This window comes from Streptomyces sp. NPDC028289 (assembly GCF_055565975.1).
This window is the reverse complement of sequence record NZ_JBVHTI010000004.1, coordinates 527,144-543,843: the sequence shown is the minus strand read 5'-3', so window position 1 is coordinate 543,843 and position 16,700 is coordinate 527,144. Positions and strand designations below refer to the sequence as shown.

Below are 16,700 nucleotides of genomic sequence, written 5' to 3'. Positions count from 1 at the left end.
GCCGACGTGACCGCCGACACGACGGCCGACGTGACCGCTGTGGCTCCGGCCGCAGCGGCGGCCGAGGACGGGAAGGACGTGTCAGCCACCTTCACCGAGGAGCACGAGCAACTCCGCGCGACGCTGCGCCGCTTCCTGGCGGACAAGGCGCCGAGCGAGGCCGTGCGCCGCTCGATGGAGTCCGCGGACGGACACGACCCGGTGCTCTGGCGGCGGATGGCCGGCGAACTCGGCCTGCTCGGGCTGGCGTTGCCCGAGGAGTACGGCGGCTTCGGTGGCGGCCCCGTCGAGTTGGGCCTCGTCCTGGAGGAACTGGGCCGGGCCCTGCTGCCCTCCCCGTACTTCGCGACCGTGGCCCTGGCAGGCCAGGCCCTCGCGGTCTCCGGCGACGAGACGGCCAAGGCACGCTGGCTGCCGGGTATCGTCGACGGCTCGCTGACCGGCACGCTGGCACTGGCCGATGAGAACGGCTCGTGGCACGTCGAGGACGTGAGGGCCGAGGCCGTACCCGACGGGCGCGGTCCTGGCGACCGGGTGTCGGGCACGAAGATGTTCGTCGTCGACGGCCACAGCGCCGACCTCGTCCTGACCGTCGCCCGCTCGGCCGCCGGCCCCCGGCTGTTCGCCGTGGAGGGTACGGCCCCCGGAGTGACCCGCACCCGGCTGGAGACGCTCGACCCGACCCGGCGCCTGGCGCGGATCGACCTCGACGGCGCCCCGGCGCTGCCGGTGGGCCCGGCGGCCGCGGACGCCGCAGCGTACCTGCGCCGGGTGACCGACCTCGCGGTGGTGGCACTGGCCGCCGAGCAGGCCGGCGGCGCGCAGGCGTGTCTCGACGCGGCCGTGGCGTACGCCAAGGTCCGGGTGCAGTTCGGCCGGCCCATCGGCTCCTTCCAGGCGGTCAAGCACAAGTGCGCCGACATGCTCCTGAAGGTGGAGGCGGCACGCTCGGCGGCCTACCACGCGCTGTCCGCGGCGGCGGCCCTGCCGCGGCCGGGGGAGTCGAGCGAGTCGCCGCTGTCCACGGCCGCCGCGGTCGCCGCCGTCTGCTGCGCGGACGCCTACACCCACGCGGCCAAGGAGAACATCCAGATCCACGGAGGCATCGGCTACACCTGGGAGCACGACGCGCACCTCCATCTGAAACGCGCGAAGTCCTCCGAGCAGCTCCTCGGCAGCCCGGCGACGCACCGCCGACGGCTGGCCGGGCTGGTGGGGATCTCCGCGCCCGAGGCGACGAAAGGCCGAGCACGTGGGAATCCGTGACCGTCTGTCCCGGCTGCTCGGCGAAGCCGCCGCCGAGGCCGAGGCGATCGAGTACGACGGCGAGTGGTGGACCTGGCGACAGGTCCGCAGGACCGCGAGCGCTGTCGTGGCGCTGCTGGACGAGGCGGGCCTGCCGCCCGGCGGCCGGGTCGGCGTCGTACTGGAGAACCGGCCCGAGCACGTCGCCGTGGTCGCCGCGGTGATCGCCTCCGGGCGCTGCCTGGTCATGCTGAGCCCGTTGCAGCCGGCCGAGCGGCTCGCGGCCGACGTCGACCGCTGCGTGCTGCCCGTCGTCGTCGCCGGCGCCGAACCACTGGCCCGCGCAGGCGTGTTGGAAGCGGTGACCGCCCACGGCGCCGCGCTGGAACTGGGTCCGGACGGCACGGTGAAGCCGGCCGGCGGCACCGCCCCCGCCGACGCCCCGGCCAACCCCGGCGTCGCCGTGGAGATGCTCACCTCCGGCACCACCGGCCCCCCGAAACGCGTCCACCTGCGCATCGGCCAGTTCGACCAGGCCCTCGTCTCCGGCGGGCAGACGCCGAAAGCGGAGCGTCTGCTGTCGACGTCGGCCTCGCTCGTGTCCAGCCCGCTCGTGCACATCGGAGGGCTGTGGCGGGCGCTCGCCTGCCTCGCGACCGGACGTCGCATGCTGCTGATGCCCAAGTTCGCCGTCGAACCGTGGACGAGCGCCGTGGAACGGCACGGGCTACGCGCGGCGAGCCTGGTGCCGGCCGCGATCCGCGCGGTGCTCGACGCCGAGGTGCCGAAGGAACGGCTGGCGAGCCTTCAGGTCGTCACCTCCGGCACCGCGCCCTGCCCGGCCGAACTCGCCGACGCGTTCTTCCGCGCGTACGACGTGCCCGTCCTGATGACCTACGGGGCGACCGAGTTCGCCGGAGCCGTCGCGGGCTGGACGCTGCCGCTGCACGAGCGGTGGTGGCGGCAGAAGGCGGGCAGCGCCGGGCGCGCCTTCGACGGCGTCGAGCTGCGGGTGACCGGCGAGGACGGCGCGGAACTGCCCGTCGGCCGGACGGGCCGGCTGGAGGTCAGGACCGAACAGAGCACCCACGGCGGCCGGGTGTGGGCGCGTACCAGCGACCTCGCCCGGATCGACGCCGACCGGTTCGTCTGGATCGAGGGACGCGCCGACGACGCGATCGTCCGCGGCGGCTTCAAGGTGCAGCCGGACACGGTCCGCCGCGTCCTGGAGTCGCACCCGGCCGTACGGGAGGCGGCCGTGGCCGGACTGCCGGACGTGCGGCTCGGCGAGGTACCGGTCGCGGCGGTCGAGGCCGAACCGGACCGGCCCGCACCGGACCCCGCCGAACTCGCCGCCCTCTGCCGCGGCCGGCTCACCCCCTACGAGGTGCCCGCACACATCCTCGTCCTCGCCGAACTGCCCCGGACCCCCTCGGGCAAGGTCAGCCGGGTGGAGCTGCTGGGCCTGGTCCGGGACCGGCTGGGACCGAAGGAGGAACAGCGATGACGGACACCGAGGAGCGGTTCGGCGTGCTGACCGACGAGGCCGTCGAACGCTCCAGGCGCCGCCTCGGCGTCCCCCGGCCCCAGCGCAACCCCCCGCACAACTACGAGGTGACCTGGGACGCCGTCCGCCACTTCGCCTACGGCTACGGCGACGACAACCCCCTGTACTGCGACCCCGCGTACGCGGCCGGCACCCGCTGGGGCACCCTGCTCGCACCGCCCACCTTCCTCTACACGATGGGCGAGGACGCCGCCCCGCCGCCCGACCCCGGGACCAAGGCGCTCCTCAAGGGCGACCCCTTCGCCGGACTCGGCTCCTACCAGGCGGTGATGGAGTTCGAGTGGTGGCGCCCGCTGCGACGGGGCGACCGCTGCCGGGTGCTGCAGACCCAGGTGGGCGTCGACCTCAAGCCCAGCCGCTTCGGCGGCCGCACGGCCCACGTCGTCAACGACTACCTCTACGCCAACGGGCGCGGTGAGATGCACGCCCTGCGCCGGGGCACCTGGATCAACGCGGAGCGCCACACCTCGAAGCAGCGGGCCAAGGAACGACTCGTCCAACAGCCTTACACCGACGAGGAACTGGCCGCGATCGACACCGCCTACGCGGCCGAGACCCGGCGCGGCGCCGAGCCCCGGTACTGGGAGGACGTCGAGATCGGAGAGGAGCTCCAGCCCCGCGTGAAGGGGCCGCTGACCACCACCGACGTGGTCGTCTGGCACCTGGGCTGGGGCATGCAGCTCACCCCGCCCGGCGCGTTCGGGATCGCCGCGAAGGTCCGGCGCAAGGCGCCCGGCCTCTACCCGCCCAACTCGCTGAACATCCCCGACACCGTGCAGCGGCTGCACTGGGAGCCCGAGCGGGCCCGGGAACTGGGCCTGCCGGCCCCCTACGACTACGGCGGCATGCGCGAGACCTGGCTGTGCCACCTGCTCACCGACTGGATCGGCGACGACGGCTGGCTGTGGAGACTCCGCTGCGAGCACCGCAGGTTCAACTACCGCGGCGACACCACCTGGGTGCGCGGCACGGTCGTCGGCAAACGCCTGGCGGACGGGCGCGCCGAGGTCGACGTCGAGGTGCGCTGCGAGAACCAGCGGGGCGAGGTCACGACCCCCGGTACGGCCGTCGTCCTGCTGCCCACCCGCGACCGGCCCGTCGAACTCCCCGCGCCGCCCGCGGCGGACCTGGACGGCATGGTCGCCCATGAACTGGCCCGATTCGCCGTGACCGGCGAGCATTCGAGGAGGTAGGCGTGTCCGACGAGGTACTGGTGGAGCGCCGCGGCGCGGTGCAGCTCGTCACGATCAACCGCCCGGCGGTGAAGAACGCCCTGGACGCCGCGGTGGCCGAAGGAGTGGCGGCCGCGGTCGACGAGCTGGACGAGTCGGACGAGCTGCGGGTCGGCGTGCTCACCGGAGCGGGCGGCACGTTCTCGGCGGGCATGGACCTCAAGGCGTGGCTGCGCGGGGAGACCCCGGCGATCGAGGGCCGCGGCCTGTGCGGGATCAGCATGACCCCGCCGCGCAAGCCGCTGGTCGCCGCCGTGGAGGGCTGGGCCCTGGCGGGCGGCTTCGAACTCCTGCTGGCCTGCGATCTCGTCGTCGCCGCCCGCACGGCCCGGCTCGGCGTGCCCGAGGTGACCCGCTCGCTGGTCGCCCGCGCGGGCGCCGCACTCCACCTGCCGCGCCGCATCCCGTACGCCATCGCCCTCGAGCTGCTCCTGACCGGCCGGCCGATCGACGCCGCGCGGGCGGCAACGTACGGTCTGGTCAACCGGCTCACGGAGGAGGGCGGCGCGCTGGAGGGTGCCCTCGAACTCGCGGCGACCATTGCGGCGAACGGCCCGCTCGCGGTCGCCGCGACGAAGCAGATCGCCCGCTCCACAGCTGACTGGACCCTGGACGAGGCGTGGGGCAGGCAGTTCGACATCGCCGAGCCGGTGTTCCGGTCCGAGGACGCCCGGGAAGGGGCGGCGGCGTTCGCGGAGAAGCGGGCACCGGCCTGGAAGGGCCGCTGACGATGACGTCCGGAGCCGGGACCACCGGCCGCGACGGGACGCCGGCCGGTGTGGCCGGGCCGCTCGCCGGCTGCCGGGTTCTCGAACTCGGCGGTATCGGACCGGGACCCTTCGCCGGCATGCTCCTCGCCGATCTGGGCGCGGAGGTCGTCCGGGTCGACCGGCCTGGGCGGGAGTCCGAGCCGGACGCGGGCGGGCCGGCGGCCGTGCTCGACCGGGGCAAGCGGTCGGTCGTACTGGACCTGAAGCGACCCGCCGCGGCCGAGGCACTGCTGCAACTCGTGTCGCGCGCCGACGTGCTGATCGAGGGGTTCCGGCCCGGCGTCACCGAACGGCTGGGCATCGGACCGCACGACTGCCTGGCCCGCAACCCCCGCCTGGTCTACGGCCGGATGACCGGCTGGGGCCAGGACGGACCCCTGGCCGCCGCGGCCGGACACGACATCACCTACATCGCGCTCACCGGCGCGCTCGGCGCCATCGGCGAGGCGGGCGGCCCGCCGCGGATCCCGCTGAACCTCGTCGGCGACTTCGGGGGCGGCGGCTGCTACCTCGTGATCGGGGTACTGGCCGCGCTGCACGCCGTAGGGCGCACCGGCGCGGGCCAGGTCGTCGACGCGGCGATCGTCGACGGCACCGCCCACCTGCTCGCCAGCACCTTCGCCAAGCTGGCACGCGACGAGTGGCGCGACGAGCGGGGCGTCAACCGGTTCGACGGCGGCTGGCCCTTCTACGCCGTGTACGAGACGAAGGACGGCCGCCATGTGGCCGTCGGCGCGCTGGAACGCAAGTTCTACCGCAGTCTGGTCGAACTGCTCGACCTCGGCGTGGACCCGGACCGGCAGCACGACCGCTCGGCCTGGCCCGACCTGCGGGAGCTGCTGGCGAACCGCTTCGCGGAGCGCACCCGGGACGAGTGGGCGGCCCTGTTCGAAGGCACCGACGCCTGCGTGGCGCCCGTCCTGAGCCTGACCGAGGCGGCGGCACACCCTCATCTGGCGGCCCGCGCAAGCCTGTTCACCCGCGACGGAGTCCTCCAGCCCGCCGCGGCCCCCCGCTTCTCGGCGACCCCGGCACGACCCGGCCGCACGGCACCGGCCGCCGGCGCCGACAGCCGCGCCGTGTTCCGCGACTGGGGCGTGCCGTACCCCGAATGACCTGACCTAGGAGTTGTCATGCGAGACGCCGTCATCGTCGACGCCGTACGCACCCCGATCGGCAAGCGCAACGGCTCGCTGGCGTCGGTGCACGCGGCGGACCTGTCGGCCGAGGTGCTCAAGGCGCTGGTGCAGCGCACCGGCATCGACCCGGGCACCGTGGACGACGTGGTCTGGGGCTGTGTCACCCAGATCGGCGACCAGTCCAGCAACGTCGGCCGGTTCGCGGTGCTCGCCGCGGGGTGGCCCGAACACGTCCCGGCCGTCACCGTCAACCGGGCCTGCGGCTCCAGCCAGCAGGCCGTCGACCAGGCCGCGCACGCCGTCATGGCCGGCCAGTACGACCTGGTGGTCGCGGGCGGCGTCGAGACCATGAGCAGGGTGCCGCTGGGCTCGCACCGGACGACCGGGCAGCCGTACGGTCCCGCCGCCATCGCCCGCTACGGCGGTGTCGAGTTCAGTCAGGGCGTCGGCGCCGAACTGATCGCCGAACGGTACGGGTTCACCCGTACCCGCCTCGACGAGTTCGCCTCCGAGTCGCACGCGAAGGCCGCCGCGGCGATCGACGCGGGCGTCTTCGACGACCACCTCGTGCCGATCGACGTCGACGGAACCAAGTTCGCCGCGGACGAGGGTCTGCGGCGGGGCACGTCACCCGAGACGCTGGCCCGGCTCAAGCCTTCGTTCAAGGAGGACGGCGTGATCCACGCCGGGAACGCCTCCCAGATCTCCGACGGCGCGGCGGCCCTGCTCATCACCACCCCCGAGCGGGCCCGTGACCTCGGCCTCACCCCGGTCGCCCGCTACCACACCGGAGCGGTCAGCGGCGCCGACCCGATCACCATGCTCCTCGGCCCGATCCCCGCGACCGAGAAGGTGCTGCGCCGCTCCGGGCTGTCCCTCGACGAGATCGGCGCCTACGAGGTCAACGAGGCCTTCGCACCGGTGCCGTTGGCGTGGCTCGCCGAGACCGGCGCCGACCCGGAGCGGCTCAACCCGCTCGGCGGGGCGATCGCCGTCGGCCACCCGCTCGGCGGCTCCGGTGCCATCCTGATGACCCGGCTGCTGGCCCGGATGCGCCGCGAGAACCTCCGCTACGGCCTCCAGACCATGTGCGAGGGCGGCGGCACGGCCAACGCGACGATCGTCGAGCTCCTGTGACGACCACCGGGCGACGCGGCTGAGGAAGGCGGAGCAGGGCTCCGCCTTCCTCAGCCGCTCACGCCTCGTCGTCGTAGGTGACGACGACCTTCTCGGCGGCGCCGGGAGTCAGCGCCAGCTCGAAGGCCCGGTTCACCTCGGCGAACGGCACCCGGTGGCTGATCAGTCTGGCGAACCGCTCCTGGTGCTCCGCGAGTTCCGCCGTCACCTCGAAGATCTCGGTCGGATATCCCTGCGAGGCGATGAGGGTGAGCTCGCTGCGCAGCATCCCGCCGAGGTCGATCTCGGAAGGCTTCTGCACGGCGACCATCACCAGTTTGGCGCCCCATTGGGCGGCGTCGACCGTGGTGTTGAAGACGGCGGCGACACCGGCGGCGTCGATGTAGATGTCGGTGCCCGCGCGCGGCTGGCCGAGGGCGTTGGCCGCCTCGCCGTGCAGTTCGGTCAGCCGCGCGGTGACGTCCTCGGTCGCGGAGTCGATCACGGCGTCGGCACCGACGGCCAGTGCGGTCTGCAGCCGCTCGGGGATGACGTCGGCGACGACGACGTGCCCGACCCCGCGCAGCTTCAGCCAGATGGTGACGCCCAGCCCGATGGGCCCGGCACCGAAGACCATGACCTTGTCGGTGGGCGCCGCTCCGGACCGGTTGACGCAGTGCCGGGCGACCGCCATCGGTTCGTTGAGCGCGGCGACGTCGAAGGGCATGGTGTCGGGGAAGACCGCGAGGGTCCTGCCGATCTCCGCGTCCTCCAGCAGCAGGTACTCGCTCATCCCGCCGTGCGTGCCACCGCATCCGATGATCCCCGAGGGCACGCCCTGCGGGTTCACCACCACCCGGTCGCCGATTTTGAGGTCCGTGACCTCGGAGCCCACCTCCGCGATCTCGCCGGCCGGCTCGTGTCCGAGCAGCAGCGGCACCACCGAGCCGTCGGCGTTGTACGGCGTGCCGCCCGCCTGGACGAAGAAGGTGTCGGTGCCGCAGATGCCGCAGGCGCGGATCCTGACCACCACGTCCTTCGGGCCAGGCACCGGACGCTCGGCCGATACGACCTCGACCTTGTTCTTCGCGCCGGTCCGGACGGATTTCATCGTGGCCATGGGGCTGTCTCCTTCCGGGGGGCGCCGGTCACCAGGTGACGGGCAGGTCGTAGATGCCGTACGCCTGGGAGTCCTCCTTGAACCTCAGCTCCGAGACGTCGACCGCGAGCCGCAGGGTCGGGATGCGGCGGAACAGCGTGCTGAACACGACGTGCAGCTCGATGCGGGCCAGCTGCTGGCCGACGCACTGGTGCGGACCCCAGCCGAACGCGTGGTGGTGCGCCGCGGCACGGGTCAGGTCGAGATTGCCGGGCTCCGGGAACGCCTCGGGGTCCCAGTTGGCCGCCGGCAGCGAGGCGATGACACCCTCGCCGGCGCGGATGGTCTCCCCGGCGATCTCGATGTCGTCCAGCACCGCCCGCCGCGCCAGCAGGTGCGGGATGGTCAGATAGCGCAGGAGTTCCTCGACGGCCTTGGTCACGTACTTCGGGTCGTCCTGGTTCTCCCGCAGCGCCGCGAGCTGGTCGGGGTGCTGCAGCAGCAGCGCCGTGCCCAGGGTGATCATGTTGGCACTGGTGTCATGGCCGGCGACGAGCAGGATGTGCCCGAGCGGGGCGGCCTCCGCCATGGAGAGCACGCCCTCCTTGACCCGCGTGCCGAGGTCGGAGAGGACATCCTCACCGGGGTTGTCCATCTTCGCCTCGATGAGCCCGGCGATGTAGCGGCGCACCTCCACGATGGACTGGGCCGCCTCCTCGGGGGTCTTGAAGCGGGCGTTGGTGACCCCGGCGTGCTCCTGGAAGAAGTCGTGGTCCTCGTACGGAACGCCGAGGAGCGCGCAGATCATGAGCGACGGCAGGGGCAGGGACAGGGCCTCGTTGAGATCGACCGGGTTGGGCCCGGCCAGCATCCTGTCGATGAGGTCGTCGGTGATCTGCTGGATCTCCGGGCGGAGTTTCTCCATCCGGTGCCGGGTGAACGAATTGGTCAGCATCCGGCGCCAGCGGGTGTGCTCGGCACCGTCGGTGTTGTTGATCGACGGCTGGATCTCGGCCGCGTGGGCCTTCATGGCCTCGGTCGTGTGCGGGTAGCCGGGGGCACCGATGTTCGCGCTGAGCCGCGGGTCGGTCATCAGCTCGCGCTGCGCGGCGTGCGAGGTGACGAGCCACGGGGTGGTGCCGTCCCAGGTCCGGACGCGTACGACGTCCTTGTCGGTCTCGTGCAGCGCGAGCAGGCCCGGAGGGGGCGCGAACGGGCACTGGCTCGATCGAGGCGTCGGAAACTCCGGCAGCTCCGTGGCGGCATCGGTCCCGGCGATGCTCTCGCTCATGGTTCCCTCGTTCTCTCGGCGTCGCAATTGAGGGCACCTTACGTGGACCGAGCGGTACAATCAATATTGCGGCATGCATTGAGGCGCAATATCGACCGTGCGGTCCAATTGGTGGGGTCTCGGTCGGGTCGCCGTGTGCAGGGCCAGGTCAGCGGGGTTCCCGGGGCATCCCGAGACCCCGCTCGGCGATCTGCGTCCGCAGCACCTCGTTCGCGCCGCCCGCGATCGTGTACGCGCGTGAGTACAGGTGGGCGTCCTGCCACCAGCCCGCCGCGACCGCCGCCGGATCGTCCCCGGTGAGCAGGCCGTCGGTGCCCTGGAGGCGCAGGCCGAAGTCGGCCAGGTCGTGGTTGAGCTCGCTGAAGAAGATCTTGCCGAGCAGGGCGTCCGTGGGCCGCTCCGTGCCGTGCAGCATCCGCGACTGCGCGAGGGCGATCAGTGCGGCGTTCACCTGTACCCGTGCCGCCAGTTCGCCGATCTCCTGGCGGGTGGCGGCGTCGTCGAGCGCGGGCCGGCCGCCGGCCGGCACCTCCTTCGCGAGCCGCACCAGGTCGTCCAGCACGGCGAACAGCTCGACCCCGCGCGCGGCCACCCCCGAGCGCTCCCGCCCGAGGCTGCTCATCGCCACCCGCCAGCCGTCGTTCACCCCGCCGATCACGTTCGCCGCCGGGATCCGTACCCCGTCCAGGAAGACCTCGTTGAAGTCGGCGGTTCCGGTGATCTCGCGCAGCGGCCGCACCTCGACCCCCGGGCTGCGCATGTCCAGCGCGAAGGCCGTGATGCCCCGGTGCTTCGGAGCGTCGGCATCGGTGCGCGCCAGCAGGTAACCCATGTCCGCGTACTGTCCGTTGGTCGTCCACACCTTCTGGCCGTCGACGACGAAGACCGCGTCGGCGCCCTCGCCCTCGTGGCGGGCCCGGGTGCGCAGGGACGCCAGGTCGCTGCCCGCCTCGGGCTCGCTGAACAGCTGGCACCAGACGTCGTCGCAGGAGCGGATGCGGGGCAGGAACCGCGCCCGCTGTACGTCGGTGCCGAACTCGATGAGGGCCGCCGAGGCCAGCGAGGCCGCGCCGACCGGCGCCCAGGTGCGGGCGCGGGCGATCTCCTCCGCGACGACGGACGGTTCCAGGGGGTGCGCGTCGGGCCGGCCGCCGTACTCGGCGGGCCAGTCGATGCCGAGCAGGCCCGCCTCGTACAGCTTGGCGGTCCAGGCCCGGATCGCCGGCATCAGTTCCGGCTCGGGTGCGCGTACCCCGGTGTGTGCCTTGACGCCCGGCGCGTGCTCGGCCACGAAGGCGCGCACCTTGCCGCGGAGGGCCTCCAGCTCGGGTGTGGGTTCCAGTCGCATCGCCGCCGACTCCTCGGTCCTCATGCAAGCGATCTCGAAATGAGGGTACTCTAACCATGGCTCTGGCCTGGTTGCCAAGGGTCGATGCCGAAATCAGTGCCCCGATCTCGGCGTCGGATGTCCGGTCCGGGGGTTCCTGTCCCGGTGCTGAATAGACTGGGGATCCGCAATGTTTCCGCAGAGGAGTTGGCCCATGGCGACTGCCGTCGACCGCGAGCCCGCCGACGGCGAGACCGACGCCCCGGTCGGCAAGCTGGCCGCGCAGACCGCGCAGCGCATCGAGGCGACCGTGATCCGCCGGGGCTGGCCCGTCGGCGAGTCGCTGGGCTCCGAGGTGGACCTGCGGGAGCAGCTCGGGGTGAGCCGGGCGGTGCTGCGCGAGGCGGTGCGCCTGGTCGAGCACCACCAGGTCGCCCGGATGCGGCGCGGCCCCGGCGGCGGCCTGATCGTCTGCGCTCCTGACGCGGGCCCGGCGACCCGGGCCATGGTGATCTACCTGGAGTACGTCGGCACCAGCGTCACCGACCTCCTCCAGGCCCGCCAGTTGCTCGAACCGATCGCCGCCGGCCTCGCCGCCGACCGCATCACCGAAGAGGGCATCACCACCCTCCGCGCCACCCTCGACTCCGAACGCGACCACTGGGACGACCCGTCGGTCCACTCGCAGGACCCCCTGCACCCGGTACTGGGCCAGTTGTCCGGCAACCCGGTGCTGCACCTGTTCATCGACGTCCTCACCCGCCTCACCGCCCGCTACGCCCACACCTCGCGCCGGATCTCCAAGGCGGAGCTGCACGCGGCGAAGGAGACCTCGCACCGCGAGCACCGTGCCGTGGTCGACGCCGTCGTCGCCGACGACGGGGCCCGCGCGCAGACCGAGCTGACGGCGCATCTGGAGTCGGTGGCCGCCTGGATCGAGAAGCACCGGGTGCGCCGCGGCGCGCGGATCTCGGGGAGCGTGGTCGAGCCCGAGCTGGTCGAGGGCCCGCGCGCCAAGCTCGCCGAGGTGGTGGCCTCCCGGATCCACGACGACATCGCCGCGCGCGGCTGGCAGATCGGCATGGTCCTCGGTTCGGAGTCGGATCTGCTGGCCCGCTACGAGATCAGCCGGGCCGTCCTGCGCGAGGCCGTAAGGCTCCTGGAGTACCACTCGGTCGCCCGGATGCGGCGCGGTCCCGGCGGCGGCCTGGTCGTCACCGAGCCCGAGCCGCAGGCCAGCATCGACACGATGGCACTCTTCCTCGAATACCAGGGCGTCACCGCCGACGACCTGCGGATCGTCCGCAACGCCGTCGAACTCGGCATCGTCGCCAGGGTCACCGCCCGGCACGCCGGGGGCGACCCGGAGGTCGCCGAGCGCCTGGGCAGGGCCGTTCGCTGGACCGTCGAGGGCCCGGCCGACGACTCCCGCAAGGCCGACCTGTTCCACGCCGAACTGGCGGCCCTGGCCGACAATCCGGTGCTGTCGCTGTTCCTCGCCATCATCACCGAGCTGTTCCGCAGGCACGCCTCGGGGCACGACCGGCCGCTGCCCGGCGACACGGCGGCCGGCGAGGTCCAGCACGTCCACCAGCGCATCCTCGACGCGATCGTGCAGGGCGACGCCGGGGTGGCCCGCCACCGGATGCGCCGCCACCTGGACGCCCTCATCCCCTGGTGGCACTGATTTACTGACACTTATTACCCATGCCCCGTGCGGCTTTCTGTCGTACAGGGCTTTCTCCTGTCCCGGTGGTTGCTAATTGCGTATACTGAATAGGGTCGAGAGTCGAAGGAGACCCGATGCGCCGGACCCTGTTCGAACAGGACCACCAGGACTTCCGCCTGCTGGTCCGGGACTTCATCGCCCGCGAGGTGCTGCCGGTGTACGAGGACTGGCGGCGCGCCGGTCTCGTCCCCCGTGACCTGTTCACCTCGATGGGCAAGCTGGGCATCCTCGGCACCGCGATCCCCGAGGAGTACGGCGGCGGGGGCCAGGACGACTACCGCTTCAACGTCGTCATCCAGGAGGAGTGCGCCCGCGCGGGCGTCACCCTCGGCGGCCTGCGGACCCATCTCGACGTCGTCGTCCCGTACTTCACCGGACTCGCCGACGCCGGACAGCGGGCCCGCTGGCTGCCGGGCCTCGCCTCGGGCGACCTGTACAGCGCGATCGCGATGAGCGAACCGGGCGCGGGGTCCGACCTGGCCGGCATCGCGACGAGGGCGGTCCGCGACGGTGACCACTGGGTGCTCGACGGCGCCAAGACCTTCATCACCGGCGGCCACCACGCCGACCTGGTGATCGTCGTGGCCCGCACCGCCGCCGATCCGGACGACCGGCGCGCCGGACTCTCCCTGCTCGTCGTGGAGAAGGGCATGCCCGGGTTCACCGTGGGACGCAGGCTGGAGAAGATCGGCCTCACCGTCCAGGACACCGTGGAGCTGGCCTTCGACGCCGTCCGGGTCCCCACGGCCAACCTGCTGGGCGAGGAAGGCGCCGCCTTCACCCACCTCGGCCGCAACCTCGCCCAGGAACGGCTGGCCATCGCCGTCGGCGCCGTCGCCCAGATGCGCGCCGCGATCGACCTGACCGTCGCCTACGTCCGTGACCGCCGGATGTTCGGCAAGACACTGTCCTCGTTCCAGAACACCAAGTTCGAGCTCGCCGCCCTGGACACCGAGGCGGAGGCCGCCCGGACCCTGCTGGACGCGGCGATCAGCGCGCTCGTCGCCGGCGAGCTGAGCCCGGCCGACGCGGCCAGGACCAAGCTGTTCTGCACCGAGACACAGGGCCGGGTGGTCGACCGCTGCCTGCAACTGCACGGCGGCTACGGCTACATCCTCGAATCACCGATCGCCCGGCTGTACGCCGACGCCCGCGTGACGCGCATCTACGGCGGCACCAGCGAGGTCCTGAAGACCATCATCAGCAAGTCCCTGGGCCTGTAGAGGAGACCCAAGTGAACATCGACGGATCCACGGCACTGGTCACCGGTGGCGCCTCCGGCCTCGGACTCGCCACCGCGCGCCGGATCATCGACCGCGGCGGCAAGGCCGTCCTCGCCGACATCTCCGCGGAACAGGGCGCCAAGGCGGTCGCCGACCTCGGCGACGCCGCCCGCTTCGTCCTGGCCGACGTCACCGACGAGGCCTCCGTGAACACCGCCCTCGACACCGCGGAGGAACTCGGCCCGCTGCGCTTCGTCGTACACTGCGCCGGGCGCGGCGGCGACCGTACCCGGATCATCGACCGTGAGCGCACCCCCGGCGAACTCGCCACCTTCGCCGAGGTCGTACGGGTCAACCTGATCGGCACCTACAACGTGCTGCGCCTGGCCGCCGCCCGCCTCTCCGGCAACGAGGCCGTGGACGGCGACCGCGGGGCCGTCGTCCTGACCGCCTCGGTCGCCGCGTTCGACGGCCAGATCGGCCAGACCTCCTACACCGCCGCCAAGGCCGGCGTGCACGGCATGACCCTCGTCGCCGCCCGTGACCTGGCCGGCTGGCAGATCCGGGTGAACACCATCGCCCCCGGCATCATGGACACCCCCATGCTCGGCCGCCTCCGCGAGGACATCCGCGACGGCCTCGCCGCCTCCGTGCCCCACCCCAAACGCCTCGGCGCCCCCGACGACTTCGCCCGCCTGGCCGTCGAGATGCTGGAGAACCCCTACCTCAACGGCCAGACCGTTCGCCTCGACGGCGCGATCCGCATGGCCCCGCGATGACCGCGGCCGAGACCGGGACCGGGACCGACGAGCAGTTCCGCACCCGCCTGCGCGCCTTCCTGACGGAGCATCACCCCGGGCGCCGCCCCAAGAACCCGGCCGAACGCCTGGCGTGGCAGAAGCAGTGGCTGGCCACCCTGTACGACGCCGGATACGCGGGCCCGGGCTGGCCGCGCGCGTACGGCGGCATGGACCTGCCCTTCGCCCGGCAGGTCGTCTACCAGGAGGAGTACGCGCGCGCCCGGGTCCCCGGCCCCCTGGGCACCGGACTCGGCATCGCCGCGCCCACCCTCATCAGGTACGGCACGCCCGTGCAGAAGGACCGGTTCCTGCGCCCCATGCTGCGCGGCGACACGGTCTGGGCGCAGGGGTACTCCGAACCGGAGGCGGGCTCGGACCTCCCCGCGCTGCGCACCACGGCCCGTCGCGAGGGCGGCGGCCCCGACGACCCGGCGGCCGAGTACGTCGTCAACGGCCAGAAGGTGTGGAACAGTTCGGCCGACATCGCCGACATCCTCTTCACCCTCGTCCGCACCGGCCCCCCCGACTCCCGCCAGGACGGCATCAGTTACCTCCTCATCGACGCCCACGCCCCCGGCGTGACCGTGCGCCCGCTGCGCGACCTCACCGGCGACGCGCACTTCTGCGAGATCTTCTTCGACGACGTCCGGGTCCCGGCCGCCGACCGGATCGGCGCGGAGAACGGCGGCTGGCCCCTGGTGCGCACCAGCCTCGGCCACGAACGCGCCGCCGGGGCGATGAACCAGGCGGCCCTGTACCGGCGCGTCCTCGACGAGCTGATCGAGCTGGCCCACGAACGCGGGGCCACCGCCGACCCCCTGGTGCGCGACCGGCTCGCCGACTTCGAGATCCGGGTGACGGTCATGCGGCTCACCGGGATGCGGACCATCGCCGACATCATGGCGAAGGGCGAGCCAGGCCCCGCCTCCTCGACCGCACGGCTGTACATCGTGACCTTCGAGCAGGAACTGCACGAGTTCGCCCTGGAGCTGCTGGGGCCGTACGGGATCCTCGGGCGCCACGACCCGCACGCCGTCCAGCGCGGCCGCTGGGTGTGGGGTTTCCTGCGCACCCGGGCCTCGACGATCGGCGCGGGCACCGCCGAGATCCAGCGCAACACCATCGCCGAACAGGTCCTGGGACTGCCCCGGGACCCGGCGATGCCGGCCGCCGGGAGCACTCGATGAGAGCCGCGCGCTGCACGGACTACGGGCCTCCGGACGGCCTCGCCGTCGTCGAACTGGACGACCCCGCACCCGGCCCCGGGGAGGTCCTGGTCCGGGTGCACGCGGCCGCGGTCAACTACCCGGACGTGCTGCTGGTGGCGAACCGCTATCAGGTGCCCGCGCCGCTGCCGTTCACCCCGGGCAGCGAGTTCGCCGGAGTGGTCGCCGCGCTGGGTCCAGGCGTGTCCGGTCCCGCGGTGGGCTCGCCGGTGGCCGGAGCGGTGCTCACCGGCGCCTTCGCCGAGCAGGTCGTGGTGCCGGTGGCAGGCCTGCGCCCCGTCCCCGAGGGCCTCGACATGGTCCACGCCGCCGCGTTCCACGTCACCTACGCGACCGCCTACCACGCCCTGACCACCGTCGGGCAGGGCACGGCGGGGGAGTGGGCGACCGTGCTCGGGGCCGCGGGCGGCGTCGGCTCCGCGACCGTCGACGTCGCCACCCGGCTCGGCATGCGCGTCGTGGCGGCGGCGTCCGGCCCGGAGCGGCTCGCGGTCGCCCGGAAGCTGGGCGCCGAGGGCGGCGTCGACTACGTCCGGGAGGACCTGAAGACCCGCGTCCGTGAACTGACCGGAGGCGAGGGCGCCCACCTGGTCGTCGACCCCGTGGGCGGCGACCACGCGGAGGCCGCCCTGCGGGCGCTGCGCCGGGGCGGCCGGTTCGTCACGGTGGGCTACGCCGACGGGAGAATCCCGCGGATCCCGCTCAACCTGGTGCTGCTCAAAGACGCGGTCGTACGGGGCTTCGAGATCCGCATGCTGCGCCGGTACGCCCCGGAGGCGGTGGCCGCGGGCGACCGGGCTCTGGCCCGGCTGGTCCGGGACGGGATGCGCCCGCTCGTCACCCGCGTCCACCCCCTCGCCGAGGTGGCGTCCGCACTGACCGACGTGGCCGGGCGGCGCACCACCGGCAAGGTGGTCATCGACATGACGGAATGAC

14 protein-coding genes are annotated in these 16,700 nt (G+C 72.9%); 11 read left to right on the top strand and 3 right to left on the bottom strand.

Going from position 1 to position 16,700, the window contains the following annotated elements; genetic code table 11:
• The first annotated feature begins 78 nt into the window (after nucleotides 1-78).
• Genes ACZ4UV_RS22445 through ACZ4UV_RS22420 form a run of 6 tightly spaced genes read left to right on the top strand, consistent with a single transcriptional unit; the run spans nucleotide 79 to nucleotide 7,090 of the window.
• Nucleotides 79-1,266, top strand: a complete 1,188-nt coding sequence (locus tag ACZ4UV_RS22445) for an acyl-CoA dehydrogenase family protein (RefSeq protein WP_467840717.1) — start codon at nucleotides 79-81, stop codon at nucleotides 1,264-1,266.
• Entirely contained in the window at nucleotides 1,253-2,752 is a 1,500-nt protein-coding gene (locus ACZ4UV_RS22440) for a class I adenylate-forming enzyme family protein (RefSeq protein WP_451015770.1), read from the top strand. Before ACZ4UV_RS22445 ends, ACZ4UV_RS22440 begins: the two co-directional genes overlap by 14 nt.
• Complete coding sequence (locus tag ACZ4UV_RS22435) at nucleotides 2,749-4,005, top strand: FAS1-like dehydratase domain-containing protein (protein WP_467840078.1); 1,257 nt, start codon at nucleotides 2,749-2,751, stop codon at nucleotides 4,003-4,005. Before ACZ4UV_RS22440 ends, ACZ4UV_RS22435 begins: the two co-directional genes overlap by 4 nt.
• A 2-nt stretch (nucleotides 4,006-4,007) precedes the next feature.
• The gene (locus ACZ4UV_RS22430; protein ID WP_467840075.1) at nucleotides 4,008-4,772 is read left to right on the top strand and encodes a crotonase/enoyl-CoA hydratase family protein; all 765 of its coding nucleotides are present in this window, start codon (nucleotides 4,008-4,010) and stop codon (nucleotides 4,770-4,772) included.
• 2 nt (nucleotides 4,773-4,774) lie between these two features.
• Entirely contained in the window at nucleotides 4,775-5,929 is a 1,155-nt protein-coding gene (locus tag ACZ4UV_RS22425) for a CaiB/BaiF CoA transferase family protein (protein ID WP_451015772.1), read from the top strand.
• Between the two features lie 18 nt (nucleotides 5,930-5,947).
• Nucleotides 5,948-7,090 carry a thiolase family protein gene (locus tag ACZ4UV_RS22420; protein WP_451015773.1) on the top strand — a complete coding sequence of 381 codons (1,143 nt, stop codon included), beginning with the start codon at nucleotides 5,948-5,950 and terminating at the stop codon, nucleotides 7,088-7,090.
• Between the two features lie 58 nt (nucleotides 7,091-7,148).
• Here ACZ4UV_RS22420 and ACZ4UV_RS22415 read toward each other — a convergent pair whose 3' ends face one another.
• The 3 genes from ACZ4UV_RS22415 to ACZ4UV_RS22405 all read right to left on the bottom strand — a co-directional run bounded on the left by ACZ4UV_RS22415 (nucleotide 7,149) and on the right by ACZ4UV_RS22405 (nucleotide 10,807).
• The gene (locus ACZ4UV_RS22415; RefSeq protein ID WP_451015774.1) at nucleotides 7,149-8,189 is read right to left on the bottom strand and encodes a zinc-dependent alcohol dehydrogenase; all 1,041 of its coding nucleotides are present in this window, start codon (nucleotides 8,187-8,189) and stop codon (nucleotides 7,149-7,151) included.
• A gap of 28 nt (nucleotides 8,190-8,217) precedes the next feature.
• Nucleotides 8,218-9,459, bottom strand: coding sequence for a cytochrome P450 (locus ACZ4UV_RS22410; RefSeq protein ID WP_467840070.1), 1,242 nt, complete (start codon nucleotides 9,457-9,459; stop codon nucleotides 8,218-8,220).
• A 148-nt stretch (nucleotides 9,460-9,607) separates the two neighbouring features.
• Nucleotides 9,608-10,807 (bottom strand): acyl-CoA dehydrogenase family protein, encoded by a 1,200-nt coding sequence (locus ACZ4UV_RS22405; RefSeq protein ID WP_467840067.1) that lies wholly within the window; start codon nucleotides 10,805-10,807, stop codon nucleotides 9,608-9,610.
• Between the two features lie 193 nt (nucleotides 10,808-11,000).
• On the opposite strand from ACZ4UV_RS22405, the gene ACZ4UV_RS22400 reads away from it, so the two are divergent.
• The 5 genes from ACZ4UV_RS22400 (at nucleotide 11,001) to ACZ4UV_RS22380 (ending at nucleotide 16,699) form a co-directional block, all read left to right on the top strand.
• Nucleotides 11,001-12,473, top strand: a complete 1,473-nt coding sequence (locus ACZ4UV_RS22400; RefSeq protein WP_451015777.1) for a FadR/GntR family transcriptional regulator — start codon at nucleotides 11,001-11,003, stop codon at nucleotides 12,471-12,473.
• Nucleotides 12,474-12,589: 116 nt separating this feature from the next.
• Complete coding sequence (locus ACZ4UV_RS22395) at nucleotides 12,590-13,738, top strand: acyl-CoA dehydrogenase family protein (RefSeq protein WP_451015778.1); 1,149 nt, start codon at nucleotides 12,590-12,592, stop codon at nucleotides 13,736-13,738.
• An 11-nt stretch (nucleotides 13,739-13,749) separates the two neighbouring features.
• On the top strand, nucleotides 13,750-14,517 hold the full coding sequence (locus ACZ4UV_RS22390) for an SDR family NAD(P)-dependent oxidoreductase (protein WP_351494204.1): 768 nt from the start codon (nucleotides 13,750-13,752) through the stop codon (nucleotides 14,515-14,517).
• The gene (locus tag ACZ4UV_RS22385; RefSeq protein ID WP_451015779.1) at nucleotides 14,514-15,725 is read left to right on the top strand and encodes an acyl-CoA dehydrogenase family protein; all 1,212 of its coding nucleotides are present in this window, start codon (nucleotides 14,514-14,516) and stop codon (nucleotides 15,723-15,725) included. Before ACZ4UV_RS22390 ends, ACZ4UV_RS22385 begins: the two co-directional genes overlap by 4 nt.
• Nucleotides 15,722-16,699, top strand: coding sequence for an NADPH:quinone oxidoreductase family protein (locus tag ACZ4UV_RS22380; protein WP_467840062.1), 978 nt, complete (start codon nucleotides 15,722-15,724; stop codon nucleotides 16,697-16,699). The genes ACZ4UV_RS22385 and ACZ4UV_RS22380 overlap by 4 nt, the downstream gene beginning before the upstream one ends.
• Nucleotide 16,700: the final 1 nt, after the last annotated feature.

Coding starts and splice junctions, on each gene's coding strand:
- ACZ4UV_RS22400 (WP_451015777.1), top strand. CDS start 11,001: ATGGCGACTGCCGTCGACCGCGAGCCCGCCGACGGCGAGACCGACGCC.
- ACZ4UV_RS22405 (WP_467840067.1), bottom strand. CDS start 10,807: ATGCGACTGGAACCCACACCCGAGCTGGAGGCCCTCCGCGGCAAGGTG.
- ACZ4UV_RS22380 (WP_467840062.1), top strand. CDS start 15,722: ATGAGAGCCGCGCGCTGCACGGACTACGGGCCTCCGGACGGCCTCGCC.
- ACZ4UV_RS22420 (WP_451015773.1), top strand. CDS start 5,948: ATGCGAGACGCCGTCATCGTCGACGCCGTACGCACCCCGATCGGCAAG.
- ACZ4UV_RS22415 (WP_451015774.1), bottom strand. CDS start 8,189: ATGGCCACGATGAAATCCGTCCGGACCGGCGCGAAGAACAAGGTCGAG.
- ACZ4UV_RS22385 (WP_451015779.1), top strand. CDS start 14,514: ATGACCGCGGCCGAGACCGGGACCGGGACCGACGAGCAGTTCCGCACC.
- ACZ4UV_RS22395 (WP_451015778.1), top strand. CDS start 12,590: ATGCGCCGGACCCTGTTCGAACAGGACCACCAGGACTTCCGCCTGCTG.
- ACZ4UV_RS22435 (WP_467840078.1), top strand. CDS start 2,749: ATGACGGACACCGAGGAGCGGTTCGGCGTGCTGACCGACGAGGCCGTC.
- ACZ4UV_RS22410 (WP_467840070.1), bottom strand. CDS start 9,459: ATGAGCGAGAGCATCGCCGGGACCGATGCCGCCACGGAGCTGCCGGAG.
- ACZ4UV_RS22425 (WP_451015772.1), top strand. CDS start 4,775: ATGACGTCCGGAGCCGGGACCACCGGCCGCGACGGGACGCCGGCCGGT.